The sequence below is a fragment of the Gracilimonas sp. B-17 genome, assembly GCF_056857935.1.
In genome coordinates this window covers 299,368-320,579 of record NZ_JBSXOA010000011.1, presented here as the reverse complement: position 1 = coordinate 320,579, position 21,212 = coordinate 299,368, and the positions used below count along the sequence as shown (strand labels likewise).

General features: G+C 43.9%; 19 protein-coding genes. 7 read left to right on the top strand and 12 right to left on the bottom strand.

The features are described from left to right. Window positions 1–32 precede the first annotated feature (32 nt). From AC13FX_RS06235 to AC13FX_RS06225, 3 genes are all read right to left on the bottom strand, one after another. Window positions 33–1,529 (bottom strand): Do family serine endopeptidase, encoded by a 1,497-nt coding sequence (locus AC13FX_RS06235; RefSeq protein ID WP_482879666.1) that lies wholly within the window; start codon window positions 1,527–1,529, stop codon window positions 33–35. Between the two features lie 155 nt (window positions 1,530–1,684). After that, window positions 1,685–2,113, bottom strand: coding sequence for an Hsp20/alpha crystallin family protein (locus tag AC13FX_RS06230; protein ID WP_482879665.1), 429 nt, complete (start codon window positions 2,111–2,113; stop codon window positions 1,685–1,687). Between the two features lie 216 nt (window positions 2,114–2,329). After that, window positions 2,330–3,688: a class II 3-deoxy-7-phosphoheptulonate synthase gene (locus AC13FX_RS06225; RefSeq protein ID WP_482879664.1), complete on the bottom strand. Its 1,359-nt coding sequence runs from the start codon at window positions 3,686–3,688 to the stop codon at window positions 2,330–2,332. 116 nt (window positions 3,689–3,804) lie between these two features. Between AC13FX_RS06225 and AC13FX_RS06220 the strand changes: the two genes are divergently transcribed. The 7 genes from AC13FX_RS06220 to AC13FX_RS06190 all read left to right on the top strand — a co-directional run bounded on the left by AC13FX_RS06220 (window position 3,805) and on the right by AC13FX_RS06190 (window position 13,415). Next, the gene (locus AC13FX_RS06220) at window positions 3,805–5,097 is read left to right on the top strand and encodes an adenylate/guanylate cyclase domain-containing protein (RefSeq protein WP_482879663.1); all 1,293 of its coding nucleotides are present in this window, start codon (window positions 3,805–3,807) and stop codon (window positions 5,095–5,097) included. 259 nt (window positions 5,098–5,356) lie between these two features. Continuing rightward, window positions 5,357–8,194: an excinuclease ABC subunit UvrA gene (gene uvrA / locus AC13FX_RS06215; protein WP_482879662.1), complete on the top strand. Its 2,838-nt coding sequence runs from the start codon at window positions 5,357–5,359 to the stop codon at window positions 8,192–8,194. A 59-nt stretch (window positions 8,195–8,253) separates the two neighbouring features. Continuing rightward, the gene (locus AC13FX_RS06210; protein ID WP_482879661.1) at window positions 8,254–8,808 is read left to right on the top strand and encodes a hypothetical protein; all 555 of its coding nucleotides are present in this window, start codon (window positions 8,254–8,256) and stop codon (window positions 8,806–8,808) included. Between the two features lie 137 nt (window positions 8,809–8,945). Further along, on the top strand, window positions 8,946–10,760 hold the full coding sequence (gene secD / locus AC13FX_RS06205) for a protein translocase subunit SecD (RefSeq protein WP_482879660.1): 1,815 nt from the start codon (window positions 8,946–8,948) through the stop codon (window positions 10,758–10,760). A gap of 40 nt (window positions 10,761–10,800) precedes the next feature. Next, window positions 10,801–11,712 carry a protein translocase subunit SecF gene (gene secF, locus AC13FX_RS06200; protein WP_482879659.1) on the top strand — a complete coding sequence of 304 codons (912 nt, stop codon included), beginning with the start codon at window positions 10,801–10,803 and terminating at the stop codon, window positions 11,710–11,712. A 24-nt stretch (window positions 11,713–11,736) separates the two neighbouring features. Beyond that, on the top strand, window positions 11,737–12,078 hold the full coding sequence (locus AC13FX_RS06195; RefSeq protein ID WP_103665393.1) for an STAS domain-containing protein: 342 nt from the start codon (window positions 11,737–11,739) through the stop codon (window positions 12,076–12,078). 62 nt (window positions 12,079–12,140) lie between these two features. Further along, complete coding sequence (locus AC13FX_RS06190; protein ID WP_482879657.1) at window positions 12,141–13,415, top strand: adenylosuccinate synthase; 1,275 nt, start codon at window positions 12,141–12,143, stop codon at window positions 13,413–13,415. A gap of 82 nt (window positions 13,416–13,497) precedes the next feature. On the opposite strand, the gene AC13FX_RS06185 is transcribed toward AC13FX_RS06190, so the two are convergent. From AC13FX_RS06185 to AC13FX_RS06145, 9 genes are all read right to left on the bottom strand, one after another. Further along, complete coding sequence (locus AC13FX_RS06185) at window positions 13,498–14,226, bottom strand: sulfotransferase-like domain-containing protein (protein WP_482879655.1); 729 nt, start codon at window positions 14,224–14,226, stop codon at window positions 13,498–13,500. Window positions 14,227–14,300: 74 nt separating this feature from the next. Then, window positions 14,301–15,224 carry an aminotransferase class IV gene (locus AC13FX_RS06180; protein WP_482879654.1) on the bottom strand — a complete coding sequence of 308 codons (924 nt, stop codon included), beginning with the start codon at window positions 15,222–15,224 and terminating at the stop codon, window positions 14,301–14,303. A 381-nt stretch (window positions 15,225–15,605) separates the two neighbouring features. Next, complete coding sequence (locus tag AC13FX_RS06175; protein ID WP_482879652.1) at window positions 15,606–16,277, bottom strand: FAD-binding oxidoreductase; 672 nt, start codon at window positions 16,275–16,277, stop codon at window positions 15,606–15,608. 67 nt (window positions 16,278–16,344) lie between these two features. Beyond that, a complete protein-coding gene (locus AC13FX_RS06170) occupies window positions 16,345–16,812 on the bottom strand; it encodes a nuclear transport factor 2 family protein (RefSeq protein ID WP_482879651.1) in 468 nt (155 codons plus the stop codon). Continuing rightward, complete coding sequence (locus AC13FX_RS06165) at window positions 16,805–18,331, bottom strand: sodium:solute symporter (protein WP_482879650.1); 1,527 nt, start codon at window positions 18,329–18,331, stop codon at window positions 16,805–16,807. The genes AC13FX_RS06170 and AC13FX_RS06165 overlap by 8 nt, the downstream gene beginning before the upstream one ends. A 2-nt stretch (window positions 18,332–18,333) precedes the next feature. Next, entirely contained in the window at window positions 18,334–19,299 is a 966-nt protein-coding gene (locus tag AC13FX_RS06160) for a glycosylasparaginase (RefSeq protein ID WP_482879649.1), read from the bottom strand. A gap of 57 nt (window positions 19,300–19,356) precedes the next feature. Beyond that, a complete protein-coding gene (gene rdgB / locus AC13FX_RS06155) occupies window positions 19,357–19,944 on the bottom strand; it encodes an RdgB/HAM1 family non-canonical purine NTP pyrophosphatase (protein WP_482879647.1) in 588 nt (195 codons plus the stop codon). Continuing rightward, a complete protein-coding gene (locus AC13FX_RS06150) occupies window positions 19,941–20,201 on the bottom strand; it encodes a PQ-loop repeat-containing protein (protein ID WP_482879645.1) in 261 nt (86 codons plus the stop codon). The genes rdgB and AC13FX_RS06150 overlap by 4 nt, the downstream gene beginning before the upstream one ends. Window positions 20,202–20,207: 6 nt before the next feature. Next, a complete protein-coding gene (locus tag AC13FX_RS06145; RefSeq protein ID WP_482879643.1) occupies window positions 20,208–21,203 on the bottom strand; it encodes an adenosine kinase in 996 nt (331 codons plus the stop codon). Window positions 21,204–21,212: the final 9 nt, after the last annotated feature.

The window sequence follows — 21,212 nt, the reverse complement described above, 5'->3', positions numbered from 1 at the left end:
ACCATGGTCTTGGTTTTGGGGTACAAAATCTTCTATAATTCAAAAGCAACAAATTGCTCGATATCGTTCCTTAGAACCGTAAGTAGCAGTACTTCGTCTCCTCCTTCTATAGCAACTTCAACTTCTTCATAGAATTCAGTAGTACTTGTTACCGCATTTCGTTTGACACGGGTAATCACATCTCCCCGGCGTAAACCCCTCTCGTAGGCTACACTTCCTTCATTGATATTCCGGACTACCACCCCTTCTGTGTCAGAATCAAGCTGTAGCTGTTCTTTGATGGAAGCACTCAATTCTGTAACAGAAAATCCAAGACTTTCTTCCATAGATTCACCTTGCTCCGGATTTAAAGTTGCAACCTCTTCACGTGGACGCTCACCCAGAGTCACAGTTAATTCCATTTTTTCACTGTCACGAATTATACCTAATACTACTTGATCGCCGGGAATCTTAGAAGCAATTGCAGTCCTAAATGCACTCCAGTTTTGGACTTGTTCACCATCCATGGTAACAATAACATCTTGTGGCTGCAATCCGGCATCATCTGCAGGACCACCTTCTTCAACGCGTCCTACTATCACACCACGTACACCACCGTCAAGACCCAGAGCTTGTGCCATAATCTGATCGACTTCTCCAGCCATGAACATTCCTAGGTAACCGCGGCTAACTTCTCCATCATCAATCAAGTCATTCATGATTCGTTCCGCCAAGTTGATAGGAATTGCAAAACCAATTCCATCATTTCCACCTGAACGAGAAGCTATAGCAGAGTTAATTCCAACAAGTTGCCCGTTAACATCTATTAAGGCACCGCCTGAGTTTCCTGGATTAATAGCAGCATCTGTTTGAATAAAATTTTCATATCCAACCCATTGCTCTTCTGCATTTTGAATGAGGCCAATATTTCTTCCACGGGCACTTACAATACCAAAAGAAACGGTATGTGCAAGAGCTTCTTGCAATGGACTTCCGATCGCAAGCACTAACGATCCTACTTTCAAGTTGTCACTATTACCCATAACAATAGCCGGTAAATTATCTACATCCACCTTTAAAACGGCAATATCTGTCTGTGGGTCTGCCCCCACCAATTCGGCATTAACTTCATTACCGTTGAACATTCTAACTGTGATCTCATCTGAATCAGCTATTACGTGATTATTGGTTAGTATGTATCCCTCTTCAGATACGATCACCCCTGAACCTAATCCACGCTGAGTCCTCTCACGTGTTTCCCCCTGGTCTCCCGGGTTCCCAAAGAACTGCGAAAATGGGTTGACCACTCTTACTTCCTGAGTTCTTTTTGTTGTGATCGTAACTACGGATGGGTTTGTCTTTTCTGCTATATCAACAATAGCATCATTAAAATCTTTAAGGCTGCTAACCGATCTGTTTTCAGCTGATTCTATCTTGTCATTTTCAGCAGTCGGAAATGTCACAGAACCGGAATCTGTAGCGAGATTGAATCCAAGTAAAACTAAAATGGCCGCAGCCACTCCAAATATATTCCTTACAGTCGTATTCATGATTTGTAATTAAAAAGTTAGTCTGTTTTGATTTACGGTATTACAACGCATGAAAGCTTTAAAATTGTGCGTAGCCTCAAACGCCTTGTAAAAATCACAAAAAAACCGGAGCTCTTTTCACAGAACCCCGGTCCTCTTAACCAATCAGATCAAGCTTATGAGATCTTGATCTGCTTCTTAACCTTTTCTTCGCTCTTCTTAATATTGATGTTCAAGACACCATTTTCATATCTGGCATCAATGCTGTCTTCATCGATGCTATCGGGCAGTTGAAAAGAACGACTGAATGAGCCGTAACTTGATTCTACCCTATGGTAGTTTTTACCTGTTTCCTCATTTTCGAACTTACGCTCACCACTGATGGTTAAACGGCCGTTCTCGAGGTCAACATTAATATCATCTTTCTTCATGCCTGGAAGCGAGACTTCTACCTGAAAGTCGTTCTCAGACTCAGATATATCTACGGTTGGCATGAAGGAATCTTTTCGATAATTCAGTGAATCGTTAAAGAATTCATCCAGAATATCGCTGAAATTTCTTGAGTGAACATCAAGATTTGGTCGTGAATATTTGATAAGTGCCATGATTGCCTCTCTTTTTTTGTTTGTTGTTCACCCATAGTAATGCAATGGGAATGCCAACCAACCAAGAGTTAATCTAAACTGACAGACGGACAACACGAATATGATGAAATTTCATACCGGTTACTTTTTTGGGATAAGTTGTCATATCAGTTTGTTCAGGTATGACAGGATCGTGTCAGTTTTGGCAGAATTTTAACTGAATGTCAGACTATCTGATCAGCTCCGGCTGTTCTTCCACTCTCTTGCTACCAGAAATGCCATTTCAAGGCTTTGCTCGTAATTGAGACGGGGATCACAAAAAGTCTCATAGTTTCGATTCAACTCATTTTCCTCAAGTCCCTTGGCTCCACCTACACATTCCGTGACATTATCACCGGTAAGTTCAAGATGTACTCCACCCAGGTAACTGCCCTCTGAGCGATGTATTGCAAAGGCGGACCGCAGCTCGCTGATGATATCATCAAAATTTCGTGTTTTGATACCGCCATCAGTGCTGAAGGTATTTCCGTGCATGGGATCCGAACTCCATACTACCGGGAAGCCTTCCCTGCGAACGGCCTGTATCAATTCCGGTAATTCTCTTTCAATGACATCCTTACCAAACCTAGTTATCAGTACGATCTTCCCTTTCTCATGGGTAGGGTTCAGTGTTTCGATAAGTTTCAGGGTCTCATCTATCTCGAAAGGAGGCCCGATCTTAATACCCACCGGATTATTTATTCCTCTGAAATATTCCACATGGGCACCGTCCAGATCACGGGTTCTGTTTCCGATCCAAACCATATGGGCACTTAGGTTAAAGTGTCCGGGCTTTCGTGGAACCGGTCGGGTTTGAGCCGAATCATAGTACAGGTTCAAAGCCTCATGAGAAGTGTAAAAATCCACTTTCTGCAGGGTAGTAAAGGTATCAGGTGCGATAGCCTCCACAAACTTGACCGCTTTGGTGATAGAAGATACCATATCCTCATATTCAGCATAATATTCGTTATTACGCATAAAGTCGAGTTCCCACTGTTCCGGATGGTGGAGGTCGGCAAACCCTTCGTCCGAGAGAGCTCTTAAAAAATTCAGTGTTAAACCGGCCTTATGATATCCTTCGATCAATCTTTGAGGATCAGGCGTTCTGATCCCTGATTCCGATTCAAAGCCATTGATAAGGTCACCCCGGTAATTATGGATCTCTTTGCCGTTCACCGTTTCAAAATCATTGGACCGTGGTTTGGCATACTGTCCTGCAATTCGGCCTACTCTCAGAACAGGGATTCCCATTTCATGTATTAAAATAAAGCTCATCTGCAATAACACCTTCACCATATTAACGATCTTGGGCGCCTTGGTTGCGTCAAAACTTTCGGCACAATCGCCGCCTTGCAGTAAGAATCCATTTCCATCAGAAATATTAGCGAGCTTATTTTTCAACGCATCTATTTCCCAGGAAGTGACCAATGGCGGAAGGTCCTTCAGCATCTCATAACTTTGCTCAAGTTCTTTTTGATCCGGATAATCCGGCAGTTGTTTGACAGGCTTATCCTTCCATGAAGTGGGTGACCAATTTTTGCGTATAACTTCTGGCATAAATCTTCTTATTTTAAATGATGTTTAAAACTATTGGTTTTTACGGCTTAATGCTCATTTTTCTTAAACATTAAGACTATCAATCGTATATTCGAGGGAATTACAAAAAACACACTATGTTAGAGACAAAACCACGCATTCTGGTTGTTGACGATCATCCTGCTCTTGTAACGCTTACAAGGCACAAATTAATTCAAAAAGGGTACGAAGTCTTAACAGCTCAAAATGGTGAAGACGCCCTTGAACTTGCAAGAACTGAATATCCTGACCTTATTCTGAGTGATGTTGAGATGCCTGTCATGGATGGATTTGAACTCTGTGAACGCATTAAAAAAGACTCCCGCCTCAATAAGATCCCGTTGATACTGGTTACCTCTATGGTCACCACCGATTACATTATGCGTGGTATAGAGGCCGGTGCCGACAATTATCTTACCAAACCGTATGATGATGAGACCCTCTATTCAAAGATCGAGGAATTACTTCAAAATCCTCCACCACCTGTAAGTGAGGTGAGTACCGTTGAAGTAAACATTGAAGGAAAGACCTATAATGTACTGGCCGATTACTCTCATCTCGTAAACCTTCTGATATCTACCTACAAAAACACCCTCGCTCAGAACAATCAACTCAGTGAGATGCAGAGCGGGTTGAATGCAGCCAATAAAGAACTTGAGATCACCAAGCAGGAACATGAGGAACTGATCCATAATATTTTCCCGGAAAAGATCGCTGAAAACCTCTTGGCTTATGGTACCGTAAATCCGGAACGATATGAAGACTCTACGATCATGTTCACGGACTTTGTGGGTTTTACAAAGGTAGTTCCCGACCTGTCAGCGGATCAGCTGATCGAAAGCCTGTCTTTTTATTTTGATAAATTTGATGATTTCACGGCTCAACACAATATGATCAAGATCAAAACCATTGGAGATAGCTACATGGCAGCTGGTGGTTTGCCTGACCGTAATGCAACTCATCCTGTGGATTCAATCCTGGCCGCACTAAAGATCGTTGACTTTGTTCGGTCATTTGGTGAAAAGAGCCTATCGGAAACCCCCTACCTTCCTATCAGAATCGGTATACATACCGGTAAAGCTGTTGTTGGCGTGATCGGTAAAAAACGGTTTGCCTACGACATGTGGGGAGAAACCGTGAATCTGGCGGCAAGGCTGGAACAACATTCTGATGAAAATCAGATCAACATATCTGAAACTACCTATCAGCGTGTGAAAGATTTCTTCGAGTGCGAACCCCGTGGCGAGATCGAGACCAAATACACCGGAAAGGTCCCGATGTATTTTGTGAAGCGGATCAAACCTGACTATTCTGAAGATGATGAGGGAATGTTCCCAAATCGTCTTTTTGTGAGGGAATACAACAGTATATCGCGGCAGCATCAGTCATAGAATACAGGCATAGTCATTTCTTGGTGCCGGCCTGATATCTGTTAAGGTGATAGGCTTCAAGTGTTGAAGTCGTGCCAATTATTGGTTTCCCGCCTGCGCGGGAATGACCATAACAGCCACTTTTCCTGATCTTAGATCTCGTTCCTTTCTCGAACTCGTATTCAATTTGTGAATCAGACTTTTCTTTGAAGGAATGAAGGCATTCGGTCAGCTGTTTTTGTATTTTGTAAAGTTCTGAATCTCAAAAACAAACATTCCCTTGCAGCATAACATTGTAGTACGCGGAGCACGCGAACACAACCTCAAAAATATAGATATTGATATCCCACGTGACGAACTGGTTGTCATAACCGGCCTATCCGGTTCGGGAAAATCCTCCCTCGCTTTTGACACTATCTATGCCGAAGGTCAACGCCGTTTTCTCGAATCCCTTTCAGCATACGCACGTCAGTTTCTCGGGATGATGGAGAGACCCGCAGTAGATTTTATTGACGGTCTGTCACCTGTTATCTCCATTGATCAGAAGACCACTAACCGAAACCCGCGTTCTACGGTAGGGACAGTCACTGAGATCTATGATTTTCTTCGTCTTTTATATGCCCGTGTCGGAACTCCGTATTCCTATAAGACCGGCAATAAAATGGAAAAACAATCAGCTGATCAGGTTGTTGCTAATGTTCTGGATATGCCTGAAGGGACCAAGGCATACTGCCTGGCTCCTGTTGTTCGCGGGCGGAAAGGACATTATCGTGAACTTTTTGAGCAAACGATCAAACAAGGGTTTGTAAGTGCCCGCATTGACGGTGAGTTCCATGACCTTGAAAAAGACATGAAACTGGACCGCTATAAAACCCACAATATTGAGATCGTGGTGGATCGGTTCGTTATCTCACAAAAAAGTGAAAAGCGTATTGCCGAAAGCATTCGACTGGCACTAGAGATGGCTGATGGGAATGTGATTCTCGCCATGAAGGATGGGGATGAATTTAAGGATAAGCTTTATTCACAGAACCTATTCGATCCCGATAGTGGACTTGCTTATGAAGATCCGGCTCCCAACCTATTTTCTTTCAATTCACCATACGGTAACTGTAAAACATGTGAAGGTCTTGGTTATACCTATGATGTGAGCTGGGAATTACTGGTCCCTAATGAGGATCAAAGTATGGCTGAGGGTGGTATCCGTTTTCTTGGTGCTCCACGAGACATTTTTGTATTCAAGCAGCTGAAGGCCATTTTAAAAACCTTTGAACTCGACTTTGATACACCGATCAAAGACTACCCTGAAGAGTTGAAAGATCTTTTGATGAATGGCAGCGGTGATGAGAAGTTCTCGGTCAGTTATGATTTCAAAGATAACTCTGTTACTTATAAGCATAAATTTGAAGGACTGCGAAATACCATTACCGATCAGTATCACAACAGTAAGTCTAACAAGCAGCGAGATAAGGCCAAAGCCTTTATGGATAAGGTGACTTGCCCTGATTGTGAGGGAGGCCGACTTAACAAGGAAGCTCTTTCCTATAAAATTGATGGTTATAACATTCACGACCTGGTACAAATGGATATTCAGGAACTTCGTGATACCTTATACGGGATAAGCCTGACCGAACGGCAGCAGATCATTGGGAATCAGGTATTGAAAGAGGTCCGTGACCGGTTAGACTTTCTGCTTAATGTTGGGCTGAACTATTTAAGCCTGGACCGTGAAGCTCAAACACTCAGTGGCGGTGAAGCACAACGAATACGCCTGGCCACTCAGATCGGTACCCAGTTGGTTGGGGTACTTTACATTCTCGATGAGCCAAGTATTGGACTTCATCAGCGAGATAACATCAAACTCATTCGGTCACTTGAAACCCTCAGGGATCTCGGAAATTCAGTTCTTGTGGTTGAACACGATCGGGAAACTATTGAGCATGCTGATTTTGTGGTGGATCTGGGCCCCGGGGCCGGCGTAAATGGTGGCCATATTGTCACTTCCGGAAAACCCAACGAACTTGACCCTAATTCAGATACAGCAAAATTTTTGAACGATGAGGAAGTCATTGCCATCCCCGATGAAAGGCGGAGCGGTCATGATAAATCGATAAGGATAACGAACGCTCGTGGGCATAATTTGAAAAATCAGGAACTTGAGGTTCCACTTGGCAAGTTCATCTGTGTGACCGGTGTGAGTGGAAGTGGCAAAAGCTCACTTATCAATCAAACTCTGGTTCCGATCCTTTCTAATCACTTTTACAAGTCAAAGACCGTTCCCCTGCCCTACGACTCCATAGAAGGAATGGATAATGTTGACAAGATCATATCCATCGATCAAAGCCCGATAGGAAGAACGCCACGTTCCAACCCTGGCACTTATACCAAGGTGTTTGATCATATTCGGCGTTTATTTGCAGAGCTTCCGGAATCCAAGATCCGGGGATACGATCAGGGACGATTTTCTTTTAATGTGAAAGGTGGACGTTGTGAAGAGTGTAATGGTGACGGTGTTCGCAAGATCGAGATGAATTTTCTGCCTGATGTATATGTAACCTGTGAAACCTGCAATGGTAAGCGCTATAACCGAGAGACCCTGGAGATCTATTATAAGGGCAAAAATATCTCGGATGTACTAAAAATGCCTATCAGTGAAGCCGCAGAATTCTTTGATGCACAACCGGCTATCAGTCGTATCCTGGGAACCATGGTTGACGTCGGGCTTGGTTATCTGACTTTGGGCCAATCATCCACTACTCTATCAGGTGGAGAAGCACAGCGTATCAAATTAGCCCGGGAACTCTCAAAGGTTGGAACCGGAGACACCCTTTATGTCATGGACGAACCAACCACCGGGCTCCATTTTCAGGATGTACGCATGCTGGTAGATGTCATTCAACGACTTGTCAATAAAGGAAACACTGTGATGGTGATCGAACACAACCTGGATCTGATCAAAGCAGCCGACTGGATCATAGATATGGGGCCGGAAGGTGGACGTGGTGGCGGCGAGATCATAGCCACCGGCACACCAGAAGACGTCTCCCAATTGGATAATTCTTATACCGGTCGATTCCTAAAAGAGGAATTTGAGAGATTGACCAAGGTACCCACTTAGGTAATTTTTCTTATTTCCTATTCATAATGGATCTATAGTTGTTTATATTTTAGGTCTGAATGAAATTTTTCCGGAGACATATCATCCAATCGTATGGTGCTGCGCTGCTGCTGGCGGGTATTATTATTTATTTCCTGAAACCGGCCGGAGTTCATGAAACGCACGATGCCTTTGCACTATGGCTGCAGTCAAACCTGAAAAACAACATCAATTCCGGAGTTGTTGACGAGATCAGAGACCTTTCATCCTCTCAGGAGGGGTTTGAATCAGTTGTTCGCCAGGCCTCTGTTCTTGTAAAAACTCATGCTGAAGATTTTGAACTGCCGGTTCCGAATGATACACAGGATGAAAACGATGTTTATCAGCTGCTTATACAGGAATGGAATTCCTACCAGAATTCCTCATCCGGAATGGCCAAGGCTGTTATTGTAAAACAGGCTCAGACCTATTCCCTGATACCTGCTGATGGATTTTCACCTAAAGGAAAACTATCCGGCACACTCACGATAAGTGAACAAAAGGATGGGGTTCACGAAGCAAACCTTGATTCAGACCCTTTATTCAGTTATCACTTAGCTCCATTTACGAGTGGAACAGCCATTAACGCACCCTAGCCTCTAAAAAGCTTTTCCATCATTTTCTAAACGGGATCTTCTGATGTGATTCCGTAGCAGTATGGATCATTTATATACAGATCCGATCATTTTCAATACATCTAAATCAAACAAATTACCTAACAAATCATATTACCATGCAAGGAAACGGATTTAAAATTGGTACGATAGTGGCTTTTTTGGCCCTTACCATCTATTACCTGTACCCAACGGTGCAATATCAACTTGAGCAAAACTATATTGAGGACCTGAGTCCTTCTGAAGCTGCTCAATACACAGAGGAAAACGCAGAAAAACTTGAGAACCTGCGATCGAACATTTTGTCCCTTGGGCTTGACCTTCAGGGTGGAATGCACGTCACCCTGGAAGTGGGTGTTCCACAACTGATAAGAGAACTGGCCGGCGAAAATGCCGATCAGCTTTTAAACGACGTTATTGATGTTGCCGATCAGCGCGCTCTTGAAAACAACAGTGATTTCATTGATGAAATGGTCGCTGAATTTGAATCAAGAGATCCTGATGCACGCCTGAGTCGTTATTATCGTAATGACGCGATGGATATCACCCGCCGATCTACTAATGAAGAGATCGCTACTTTTTTGAAGACACAGCGTCAATCTGCCCTTGATCGCGCAGTAGAGATCATCAGAACCCGGGTCGACCGTTACGGTGTAACTGAGCCTTCTATTGTGAAGCAGGGACAAAATCGTATCGTAGTTGAGCTGCCCGGTGTTGAAGACAAAGAACGGGTACGTAATCTTCTTAAAGGAACAGCTCGTCTTGAATTTCGTCTGGCAGCCGATGCGGAAGAATTTCGTTCTTTTGTGAATCAAACCTATGAGTATTACGATTCATTTGAACAGACAAGCGACACTGCAGATACCGTCGTTAATAACCAATTCAATCCGCTGGACGAAGTATTAGTTCCTGCTCAAAACCCTTACCTATTTGGCTACGCCACACCTGACGACACTTCCAGAGTGATGGACCTGCTAAGAACGGAAGAAGTTCAACGCATGATGCCACGTAATACCACAGTAATGTGGAGTGCAAATCCACTGCCCGGACAAGCCGGTGAAGAACTTTATCAACTGATAGGTGTAAGAACTCAGATCGAACTGACAGGTGATGTCATTGAAGCGGCCAGTGTTCAATTCGATCCTGCTACCAACGTACCGGAAGTATCCATGAGCATGAACAGTGAAGGTGCCCGAAAATGGGGACGTATCACCGGTGCTAACATAGGGAAGCCTGTTGCCATCGTATTGGATGGATTTGTTTTCTCATACCCTAACGTTCAAACCAAGATCTCCAACGGTCGTTCCTCTATAACCGGATTAGACGGTATTGGAGAAGCAGAGGATCTTGTTAACATTCTGCTTTCCGGTGCCCTGCCTGCTCCGCTTGATATTTTGGAGGAACGCACAGTTGGTGCAACACTGGGTGCTGAGTCAATTCAAGCCGGTTTGAATTCTATCCTTGTTGGATTGGGTATCGTAGCTATTTTCATGATCGTGTATTACAGAACCGGTGGCGGAATTGCTGACCTGGCTCTGTTACTCAACATCATCTTCATACTCGGTATTCTTGCGGCTTTTAAAGCCACGCTGACCCTGCCGGGAATTGCGGGTATCGTACTGACCATTGGTATGGCAGTAGATGCCAATGTGCTGATCTTTGACCGAATACGTGAAGAGCAACGCACCGGAAAAACCATCAAAGCATCGATCGAAGCCGGTTATGCAAATGCAATGAGTGCCATTGTTGATGCTAACGTAACCACCTTCTTTGTCGCTATCATCCTGTTCAGTTTTGGAGTGGGACCTATCAAAGGTTTCGCCGTTACGCTGATGGCTGGTATTGTGGCTTCACTCTTCAGTGCCATCGTGATCACCCGTGTTGTGGTTGATTACCTGACACAAACCAAGAAGAATGCAGTAAGCTTCGGTTGATCTTCAAAAAGAAATTTAAAACGACTAAAAGACTAATATTATGAGATGGTTTGAAACACCAAGTATTGATTTTAACGGAAAGCGCAAGATAGCTTATATCCTGTCTGCCGTGCTTTTCATCGCCTCCTTAGGGGCAATTTTAACTAAAGGCCTCCAATACGGAATTGACTTCCGCGGAGGTAAAGAATTCGTTCTCGATTTTGAGGACCCGATCAGTGTGGTTGAGCTGCGTTCAGATCTTTCTGAGCCGCTCGGCAGTACCCCGGAATTGAAACTCTTCGGTTCCGACAGTGAGATCCTGATAAGAACCGATAATGAACAAGAGATCGCAGAAGTTCAGCAGATCATTTCCTCAACGGTCAGGGAGTTTCATCCCGATAACCCTTTCACCGTTGTCAAAACTGATGTTATCAGTCCACGATTTGCGGAAGACCTGAAATGGGGAGCTCTTCAGGCTGTGATCTATGCCATTGTGATCATCTTCATCTACATCCTGATCCGTTTCCGAAACTGGACCTTCTCGGCCGGTGCGGTTGCGGCTCTGGTACATGATGTGGTGATCGTACTGGGTATCTTCACCATTTTAGGTGACCTTGTCCCCTTCAGTTTACAGATCGATCAGGCGTTGATAGCTGCATTCCTGACCATTGTAGGGTACTCACTGAACGATACCGTGGTTGTATTTGACCGTATCCGTGAGAATTCCAATGTCCATAAAGGCATGGATTTCATGCCCATGGTCAACAAGAGTTTGAACGACACGCTTAGCCGAACTGTAATAACTTCTTTAACCACCTTGTTTGTGGTGCTTGTGCTGTTTATTTTCGGCGGAGAAGTGTTGAAAGGGTTTTCTTTTGCACTGTTAATCGGAATTGTTTTGGGTACTTACAGCTCACTGTTTGTAGCCAGTTCTTTAGTGGTTGAATTAGAACAACGCACAAAAAAATCTTAAAATCTTAAAACAACAGGTAATTCTATGAGCTTTAATACATCAGAACGCTACAACAGCGTTGTTATCGAATTTAAGGGAAACGTTATGGGTGGCCCTGATGCAGTTAGTCTTAATGAAAAACTGCACGAACTCATCGATGCCGGTAAGACCAATGTTGTAGTTGATCTTGGTAAAGTTAAATTCATGAATTCATCCGGTCTGGGAATGCTTATTGGCGGACTTACCACCATGCGCAAAGCCGGTGGTGATCTTAGGATCGCCAACGCTACCGACAAGATCGAAAGCCTGTTGGTCGTCACTAAATTGATCACGGTCTTCAAACACTATAAGTCAGTTGAAGAAGCCGCCGAATCATTTGACGATTAATATTTGATTTAATTCTATAACTGATAAGGGGTGTTTTGCACCCCTTTTTTATTGATTTACTTATGAGTACAAGAGTTGTAATTGGTGCCCAATGGGGCGATGAAGGTAAAGGCAAGATCGTTGATCTTCTCAGTTCTGAATCAGACTTTGTGGTTCGTTTTCAGGGAGGGGCCAACGCAGGCCATACCCTGAAGTTCGATGACAAAAAAGTTGTTCTTCACCTCATCCCATCCGGTATTTTTAACGGTGATGCCGATTGTGTGATCGGCAACGGTGTGGTCATTGACCCTGTCGCCCTGGTTGAAGAGATCAAAGGTGTTCAGGAGATGGGTTTCAGTCTGGAAGGCCGGTTTTTCATCAGTCAAACTGCCCATGTGATCCTACCCTACCATAAGCTGCTGGATCAGCTGAAGGAGAAGCGAAGAGGCGGAGATGCCATTGGAACCACCGGCCGAGGTATAGGCCCTGCCTATGTCAGTAAAGTGTCGCGAATCGGAATCAGAATGATCGACCTGTTGGACCGTGAGACCCTTCGATCCAAGATCGACCAGAACCTGACAGACATTAACTTTGCTCTTGAGAACCTCTATAAGGAACCGCTGCTTAGCACTGAGGACCTTATGAATGAACTCGAGGATGCCATCCAAACCCTTGAGCCTTTTATCTGCAATACGACCAACCTGTTGCATGAAGGCATCAATGAAAGAAAAAATATCCTGTTGGAAGGAGCTCAGGGTACGCTTCTGGATGTAGATCACGGGACCTATCCGTATGTCACTTCTTCTTCTCCCACCTCGGGCGGAGCGTGCATAGGTTCAGGTATACCCCCAACCGCACTTGATAAGGTAATGGGCATTACGAAAGCCTATTGCACACGTGTAGGTAACGGCCCCTTCCCTACCGAGTTACTCGGTGAAACCGGGGAAGAATTACGCAAAAAAGGAGCTGAATTCGGTGCCACAACCGGTCGCCCGCGTCGCTGTGGATGGCTTGATCTGGTAGCCCTTAAATATGTGGTTCAGATCAATGGTATGAATGAACTGACGCTCACCAAGATGGATGTGATGGATGGTTTCGAGGAGATCAAAGTATGTACTTCATATAAGATCGATGGAAAAGAGACCAAAGTATTTCCATTGTCACTGGATGAGATAGAAAAAGTAGAACCTGTTTATACCACACTTCCGGGATGGAAGAATTCGATAGAAGGGATTACTGACTGGAATAAACTGCCATCTACCGCACAATCTTATATTCGGTTTGTTGAGGATTATCTTGGCGTAAAATTCACCATCATTTCCACCGGCCCCAAGAGAAACGAAACGATAAGACTTTAGTCAGAGAAACAGACCTATAAACCTGTTTCAAAATAATTGCAAAGCTCACAGATCTGTAAACAGACTGTGAGCTTTTATTTTATCAGTCACCAGCATAAGTGAGAAGCTCTTCATAAGCCTCTTCACATTGTTCAAGCAAGTCTTCAAGGTGCTCAGGAATCGGATCAGTAGATGCTTTATACGCCTTAAATCCGGTTGAGCGATGTACATTATGGTACCAGTGCTTCGCCCATACTCCGTCTTCCTTTCGGGGGCCGGCCGGCCATTTCAGCATGGCTTCGTCAAAAGGAATGCCCAGGGTCCCGCAAAGTTCTCTCAATCTGGATTGAGGATATTGCAGGATATCCTTGGAATCTACGATCACCGGTTTTTTGCCAATGGATTTCAGGTATTTCACCAACTCTAAGTGCTTTTCATATCCCACATCCTGCATGGTTGGGTTTTTGACTTGTTTGGAATATGAGATCAGCATTTCTTTTGGCGGACGGGTCAGTATCACATTGGTTGTCTTTTCCATAAAATCCCAGTCCAGGTTCACCAGATGGTGAGTCATATTTTTAAAAAAAGCGATGGGAGTATCATAATCTCCCAATATGATCTCATCTACTACTTTCTGACCGTCATTCTCCTGACTCTCAATTACTTCCTTCGCCCCGGGATGATAATCCTTGGCATCGGTATTTACCAAATAATGAGCGTACAAGGGTTCATCAACCACCGTTGTATCCTCTCTTTGTGCGAAAGCATACATTAACGCAGTCGAAATATTACGCGGACCGCTCCACAAACAAATTCTTTTTGTCTTTAGCATGTATTCTATTTTACTTTTTGATTACTTACGACCTTAAAACTAACAGTTTCAGGTTCATATTAAATTCTAGCTGTTCAAACCTTTTGGCTATCCGCAGCTCTTGCTAATTCCTGTTCATACAATTTCTGAAGTTTCGATACCATTTTTCCGGGTACCGATCCGGATATCACACGACCGTCAATTGTTGTAACCGGTGTTAATCCACCAAAACTGCCGGTCACAAATGCTTCATCTGCTCCATATACATCGAACAGTGAAAAATTCTTCTCTTTGCATTCGATACCATGTTTTTTGCAGATCTCAATAACCTTTCCACGGGTGATCCCATTCATACAATACTGACCGGTTGAGGTCCATACCTCATCACCCTTCACCATAAAGAAATTTGTGGCATTACAGGTTGAAACAAAGCCATTGACATCAAGCATCAAGGCTTCATCTGCTCCGGCCTCTATGGCCTGAATAAGAGCCTGTACCTCATGTAACTTACTGTGGCAATTCAGCCGTGGATCCAAATAATCCGGCGACCCACGTCTTATCGTGCTCGTAAATAAGGTAACCCCCCTATCTCTGCTTTCAGGATCTGCTTTTTTATATTCTGCAATTATGACCAGGTTAGGTCCAGTAACCGTAAGTCTGGGATCCTGGGATGGCGTTTTCTTGATCCCTCTGGTAAACATCAACCTGACATGAACACCATCGGTCATTTCATTGGCATTTAGTGTTTTCCGGATTGCCATTCTTATCTGGTCACGATCCATCTTCAGATCCATGCCTATCGTTTTGGCTCCCTGAAATAACCGGTCCAAATGATCATCTAAAAATATAAGAACACCATTATGAAGCCTGAATCCTTCCCATACTCCATCACCCACCAGATAACCACTGTCAAATACAGATATCTTGGCTTCCGGACGAGGTTTTAACTCTCCGTTTATATAGATGAGGACATTTTCATTCCTTGGATCATCTACAGCATTATGTGTTCCGTGTGCCATTTAATTTTTAGGATGAACATACATAAAAGAGAAGAATAACTCACCTTATCACACTTATAGGTAAACTATTGAACCTAATTGGTATATGAAGAAAGCCTTTGAAAAATTATGTTCAGGAGGTCTAAAATGTTCTAAAATAAAAAAGTCTCTCCAGCAAAGCCAAAGAGACCATTGTTTTGTGTGATAAACACACCCCGAAAAACCGGAAGGTTAACAAGATGAACAAACCAGGGTTACCGGTTTTGTTCAATCTTAAAGTATCACAAATCGGTGTTAATACCACCTCTGAGTGTGCTCAATTAATGAACCGGTTCTGAACCGGGAATTTTTCTGCTTTTAAAGAGTACAGAGCTATTCTTAAAAAACAGACTATTTGCGAACCTATTCTTCAAACACCAAGGCATCCGGTTCGGCACCCAGTTCTTTCAGATATTTCATAATAGAATCGTTGAATGGACCCGGTCCGCACACGTAAAATGGCTGATCAAAATCATCGATCCTGGACGCCAGAAAATCCTTATCAATGAATCCATCAAGATAGATGTGATCATCAGTAGGCTCATCAGTAATTGCGTTAATGAAATTATCGCCTAGCATATCGCTGAATTCTTCTTTCAGGATAATGTCTTTATCGGTCTTATTTGAAAAGATAAGTTTATTATTTCCGATCGCTCCTTTCTTATGAAGGTCTCTGAAAATAGCAATGAATGGAGTTATACCTGCACCTCCAGCTAAAAAAGTACCTTCACCTTTATACTGAATAGTTCCCCATGGGTCTTCAATTAGCAATGAATCCCCCGCCTTCAGTTTACCGATCTGTTCGGTCACTCCATCATGATCAGGGTAGATCTTGATCACAAACTCAAGATGTTCACCCTCGTTCAAAGAGGTAAAGGTAAATGGACGTTTTTCTTCCCTCCATCCTTCTTTATTAATGGCTACCTCTGTTGCCTGACCGGGTTCAAATTCATATCCCTTCGGTTTTTCGAAGGTCAGTTTTTTTACGTCATGAGTTACGGATTCGGTTTCAAGTATTTTAACGGTATGTGCCATAATATTCTATGCTTTTGAGATTCAGTAGTAACTACAAAATTGAACCCTAAAGCATTCATTATGGCTTTTAACCTTCACCCATGAAACGTTTCAAGTTTTTAAACGCCTGCTTCTGAACCTTCTTTTGAAGAAAGGAGGTCCATCCCATTATCAGGCCGGGAAGTCCCAGAGCCTGTCGGCTCCATCTCCAGAAATCGAACGAATCGACTTGTCCTATGATCAATCCGCTTTTAAATTTAAACTGGGCATTGATATGGTTATGTACCATTCGTCCTGTTTGGGAAAACAGGTATTTCGCATTCAGTCGGGCTTCACCCTCTTCTGAATCAGCCCGAACATCATCATAATGTAACTCAAATTCTTTGGCTCTTTTGCAAAGCATGGTCCACATACCTGCAATTTCCTCTTTGGAATTCAATTCAAATACGGGATCCTTGAAGGTGGCTTCCGGATGATAGCATTGGATCATCCCTTTATGGTCCAGAGCTTGTAAGGCTGAGTACAACTTATGGATGATCTCCTCATTTTTATTCATTTTCAATATCCCTCAACCAATTAGATATTAAACCCGTCATAACCACGATCAAAGAACCTACCAGGGTATATAGAGGCCACGCTATAGCTAGTCCATTTCCCGGCAGTATATTTTGAATGGGTCCCTGAACCATGAACAGCAAGGCGATCAAGCCCGTAAAGAACCCGATCATTGCATCTCTTTTATCAGGTTTGTCAAACAGCATTCCCAACAAAAAGGCACCCAATAAACCACCATAAGTATAGGAAGCAATACCCAGTCCCAATTCGACGATCGCGGGTCTTTCTCCTCCCTGAAGCTGAAGGAAAGCAAAGAATACGGCTGAAAATGACAGGATCACCCCCCACACCAATGTGATCTTTCTGGAGATGGCCAGGTCCTCTGCATCGGTGTTTGATTTACCAAAATAGGGTTTATAGATATCATAGGTAGTTGAGGATGCCAATGAGTTCAGCGACGAACTGAGACTGCTCATTGCAGCCGCAAATAGAGCCGCTACGATCAGTCCTGATACACCAACGGGAAGCTGTTCTACAATAAACTTGGCAAAGATCTCATCGGTTGTTGCCAGCCCAAGAGCATCTGCCGAAACCCCTTCATAGAACATAAATAGCAGTAATCCTATCCCAAGAAACAGCCCAAACTGTAGCATAGCCACGATACCACTCCAGATCATGGCTTTTTGCCCCGACCTCAAACTTCCGGTAGCCAAAACCCTCTGTACCAACAAGTGATCTGTTCCATGCGAAGCCAATGAGAAAACGGCTCCACCAATAATAGCTGTGATCAAAGTGTAGGGCTGCCGGATGAATTCCTCAAAACTCATTTCGAATCCAAGGTCTATGATCTTTAATTTCTCAACGGGTAAGGAAAACCCTTGCGGCATATTATTCCAAAGCACGAATATGGCGATGAATGCACCGCCTATGTAAACAAGCATCTGCACAAAGTCCATCCAAACCACTGCCTTGATCCCCCCAAAGAACGTGTACATGAGTGTGATCCCTGTTATCACCGCTATAGAAATGATGTAAAGCTGAAGATCACCCATTCCGGTAAAGGCACCTCCAAGTCTAAGGATGATGGCCAATGGAATAGCTGTAGCAAATAAGCGAACCCCATCCGCCAGCAATCGCGTGATCATAAAGGTGGTACTCGCCGCATTTCTCATGCCGGCACCAAACCGCCGTTCCAGAAAGGTATAAGCTGTTAACAATTCCCCCTCAAAATATTTTGGAAGAAAGAACAGGGCAACACCAATTCGTCCGATCACATATCCCACCGTGATCTGCAGAAAGGTCAGATTGCCCCCATAAGCTACTGCCGGTATACTGATGAAGGTCAACGTACTGGTTTCTGTAGCCACGATGGAAAACAATACCGCCCACCAGGGCATCCCTTCCCCACCCAAAAAATAATCTTTGTTAGAGGTCTGCTTACCGGAAGTCCGCAACCCAAGAAAGGCTACACCAACCAGATAAACCACAATAACGATGTAATCAATGATTGAAAATTCCATGCTTAGTAAAGGTATCCAGCTGGTTCAGTTCGCATACCGTCCGGATCAGTGACCACTGCATCAAACCCTTTTCTGATACTGAATCCGCCATATGCCCCATCTATATTCAGGGCAATGTAGGCCACCTGAACGCCCTCTTTGTTGCTGGGATCCCTCTCGATGATCCGCTCAACGGCTATTTTACAGGCCTCACCCGGAGAGTGACCGGCCCGCATCATTTCTACCACCAGGTGACTTCCTGCTGTTTTGATCACTTCCTCTCCCAGCCCTGTTGCCACTGCCCCTCCAATTTTTGGATCGATAAAAAGTCCTGACCCTATGATCGGGGAATCTCCTACCCTGCCGTGCATCTTCCAGGCCGCTCCACTTGTGGTACAGGCCCCTGAAATTCTACCTTGCTCGTCCAGAGCCAGCATACCAATGGTATCATGATTTTCAATATTAATGGCAGGTGGAGTATAATCTCCGCTTTCAAGCCATTTTTCCCACGCTGCTTTGGATTCCGGCGTTAGCAGGTCTTCCTCTACAAACCCCTGTGAAAGAGCAAATTGTTTCGCGCCGGGACCAACCAGCATAGCATGTGGGCTATCAGTCATGATCATTCGGGCCACAGATACCGGATGTTTTATATTTTCCAGACAGGCTACCGATCCGCAGTTTCCGGACTCGTCCATCACACAGGCATCCAGGGTGACTTTTCCATCACGGTCAGGTCTGCCGCCATAGCCAACGGTACTGTTATCGGGATTGGCTTCTTCAACTTTCACTCCTTCTTCTACTGCATCAAGGGCATATCCGCCTTTTGACAGAATATCCCAGGCAGCCTGATTTGCATTGGTTGCAGTTCTCCAGGTTGAGACCACCACCGGTTTTTTACCTGAGTAGGTTTTGGTTGAAGTGAAGCTTCCAAATCCCAGTGGAAGTATACCTGCCAACGAGGTTTTTAAAAATTGTTTTCGATCGAACATTCCTGATATCATTTAATTAACTCGATAGCAGGTAGATAAGTTATTCAGAGGTCAGAATCACATCTCTTTCAGGAATTTCACAAAATTTTCAACGGCTTTACCCCGATGGGATATCAAGTTTTTGGTTGTACCGTCTAATTCTGCGAATGTGAGATCATAGCCTTCCGGCATGAATATAGGATCATATCCAAAACCTTCAGTCCCTCTTTGTTCTTCAATGATCTTCCCATTGCAGATCCCTTCAAATGTAAACTCCTCATCTCCATCGACCAAAGCGACAATGGTTCTGAATCGGGCTTTTCGGTTTTTCTTACCCTTCAACTCATCCAGCAACTTGAGTACATTGTCTTCATATGTGGCGTTTGGACCGGCAAATCTAGCGGAATAAACGCCGGGTTTCCCATTAAGGGACTCCACTTCCAGTCCGGTGTCATCAGATAGGGCCGGAAGCCCTGTTTGTTTTGCCACATACCTGGCCTTTTTAAGGGCATTTCCTTTTAAGGTTGGACGATCTTCTACGACCTCTTCAAGGTTTGGGTAATCTTTGGTTGACAAAACTTCAATACCCAAGGGACTCAGCAGTTGCTGCATTTCCACGATCTTGTGCTCGTTTCTTGAGGCAATGACTAATTCTGTAACTTTCATGATTCCTTTCTTGGAAAGAATTTGTAATACATATTGATCCCGCTGCCCAGTGTTAGAAGGCCGTTCAAGGCTGTGAAAACCGGATCTTCTGTGAGTATGGAATAGATCATCAACAATAAACTGGATGTAAAATACATGATCACGAAGGCCAGATTGATCTGTGTGCTGCCCCGCTTAATGGTATCTATGGTTTGTGGTATCCAGGCAGCGACCAATATTCCAAATCCTGCCCAACCCATTAATTCAATTCCTGACATTCTGTATTATTTTAATTCGTGAAGTATTTCCTGAACCTCATGCCATTTGAGCCTTGGTCCATATTGAGAAACGATCCTGGAGCCTGCCAAACTGGCTAGTTTTCCGGAATTTGCAAATCCGAGGTCGTTTGTAATTCCATAAAGAAAAGCCCCTGCAAACATATCTCCGGCACCATTTGTATCTACAGCTTTAACATCATAGGGTTCGATATCAATAAAAGTATCTCCATCAAAGATCATCGCCCCATTCTTACCCTGAGTGATCACGAAACGTTTGGCTTCTTGTTTCAGGGCTTCCCTCGCTTCCGCTAAGTTGTCTTTCCCTGTAAAGGTCTTTGCTTCCTGTTCGTTGCAAAATAAAAGATCAACGGAAGCCCCGATCACTTCCCTGAATTGTGAATTAAAGGCGTGTGAAATTGAGGGATCTGAAAGTGTAATGGCCGTTTTGACCCCGTTTTCTTCTGCTACTTTCTTTGTGTATTTCATGGCTTCCAATCCCCCTTCAGAGGCGACCAGATATCCCTCCAGGTACACATACTCGGAGTCTTTTATAGCTCTGTCGTCCACTTCATTCACAGAAAGGCCCGAAGAAATTCCAAGAAAGGTATTCATGGTTCTGTCAGCATCTTCAGTGATCATGACCAGACATTTTCCGGTGATCCCCTCTTCCCTTTCCTGCCTTTCAAAATTGGTTGGTATGCCTGCATCCTCCATATCCTTCAGGTATATATCACCAAAATCATCCTTTGCTACTTTACAGGAGTAGAAGGATTTACCTCCAAACTGGTTGACTGCTATCATGGTATTGGCTGCAGAACCTCCGGATTTTTTTATGGCATCATTGTGATCAATGGCCTTAATAAGCCGGTGTTGAGTATCCTCATCAACCAGGGTCATCAATCCTTTTTGAACTTTATGTTCTTCTAAAAAATCGGGAGTCACTTTAAATTCAAGGTCAACGAGGGCATTTCCAATACCGTACACATTGTACTTTTTCTTCATATATGATCA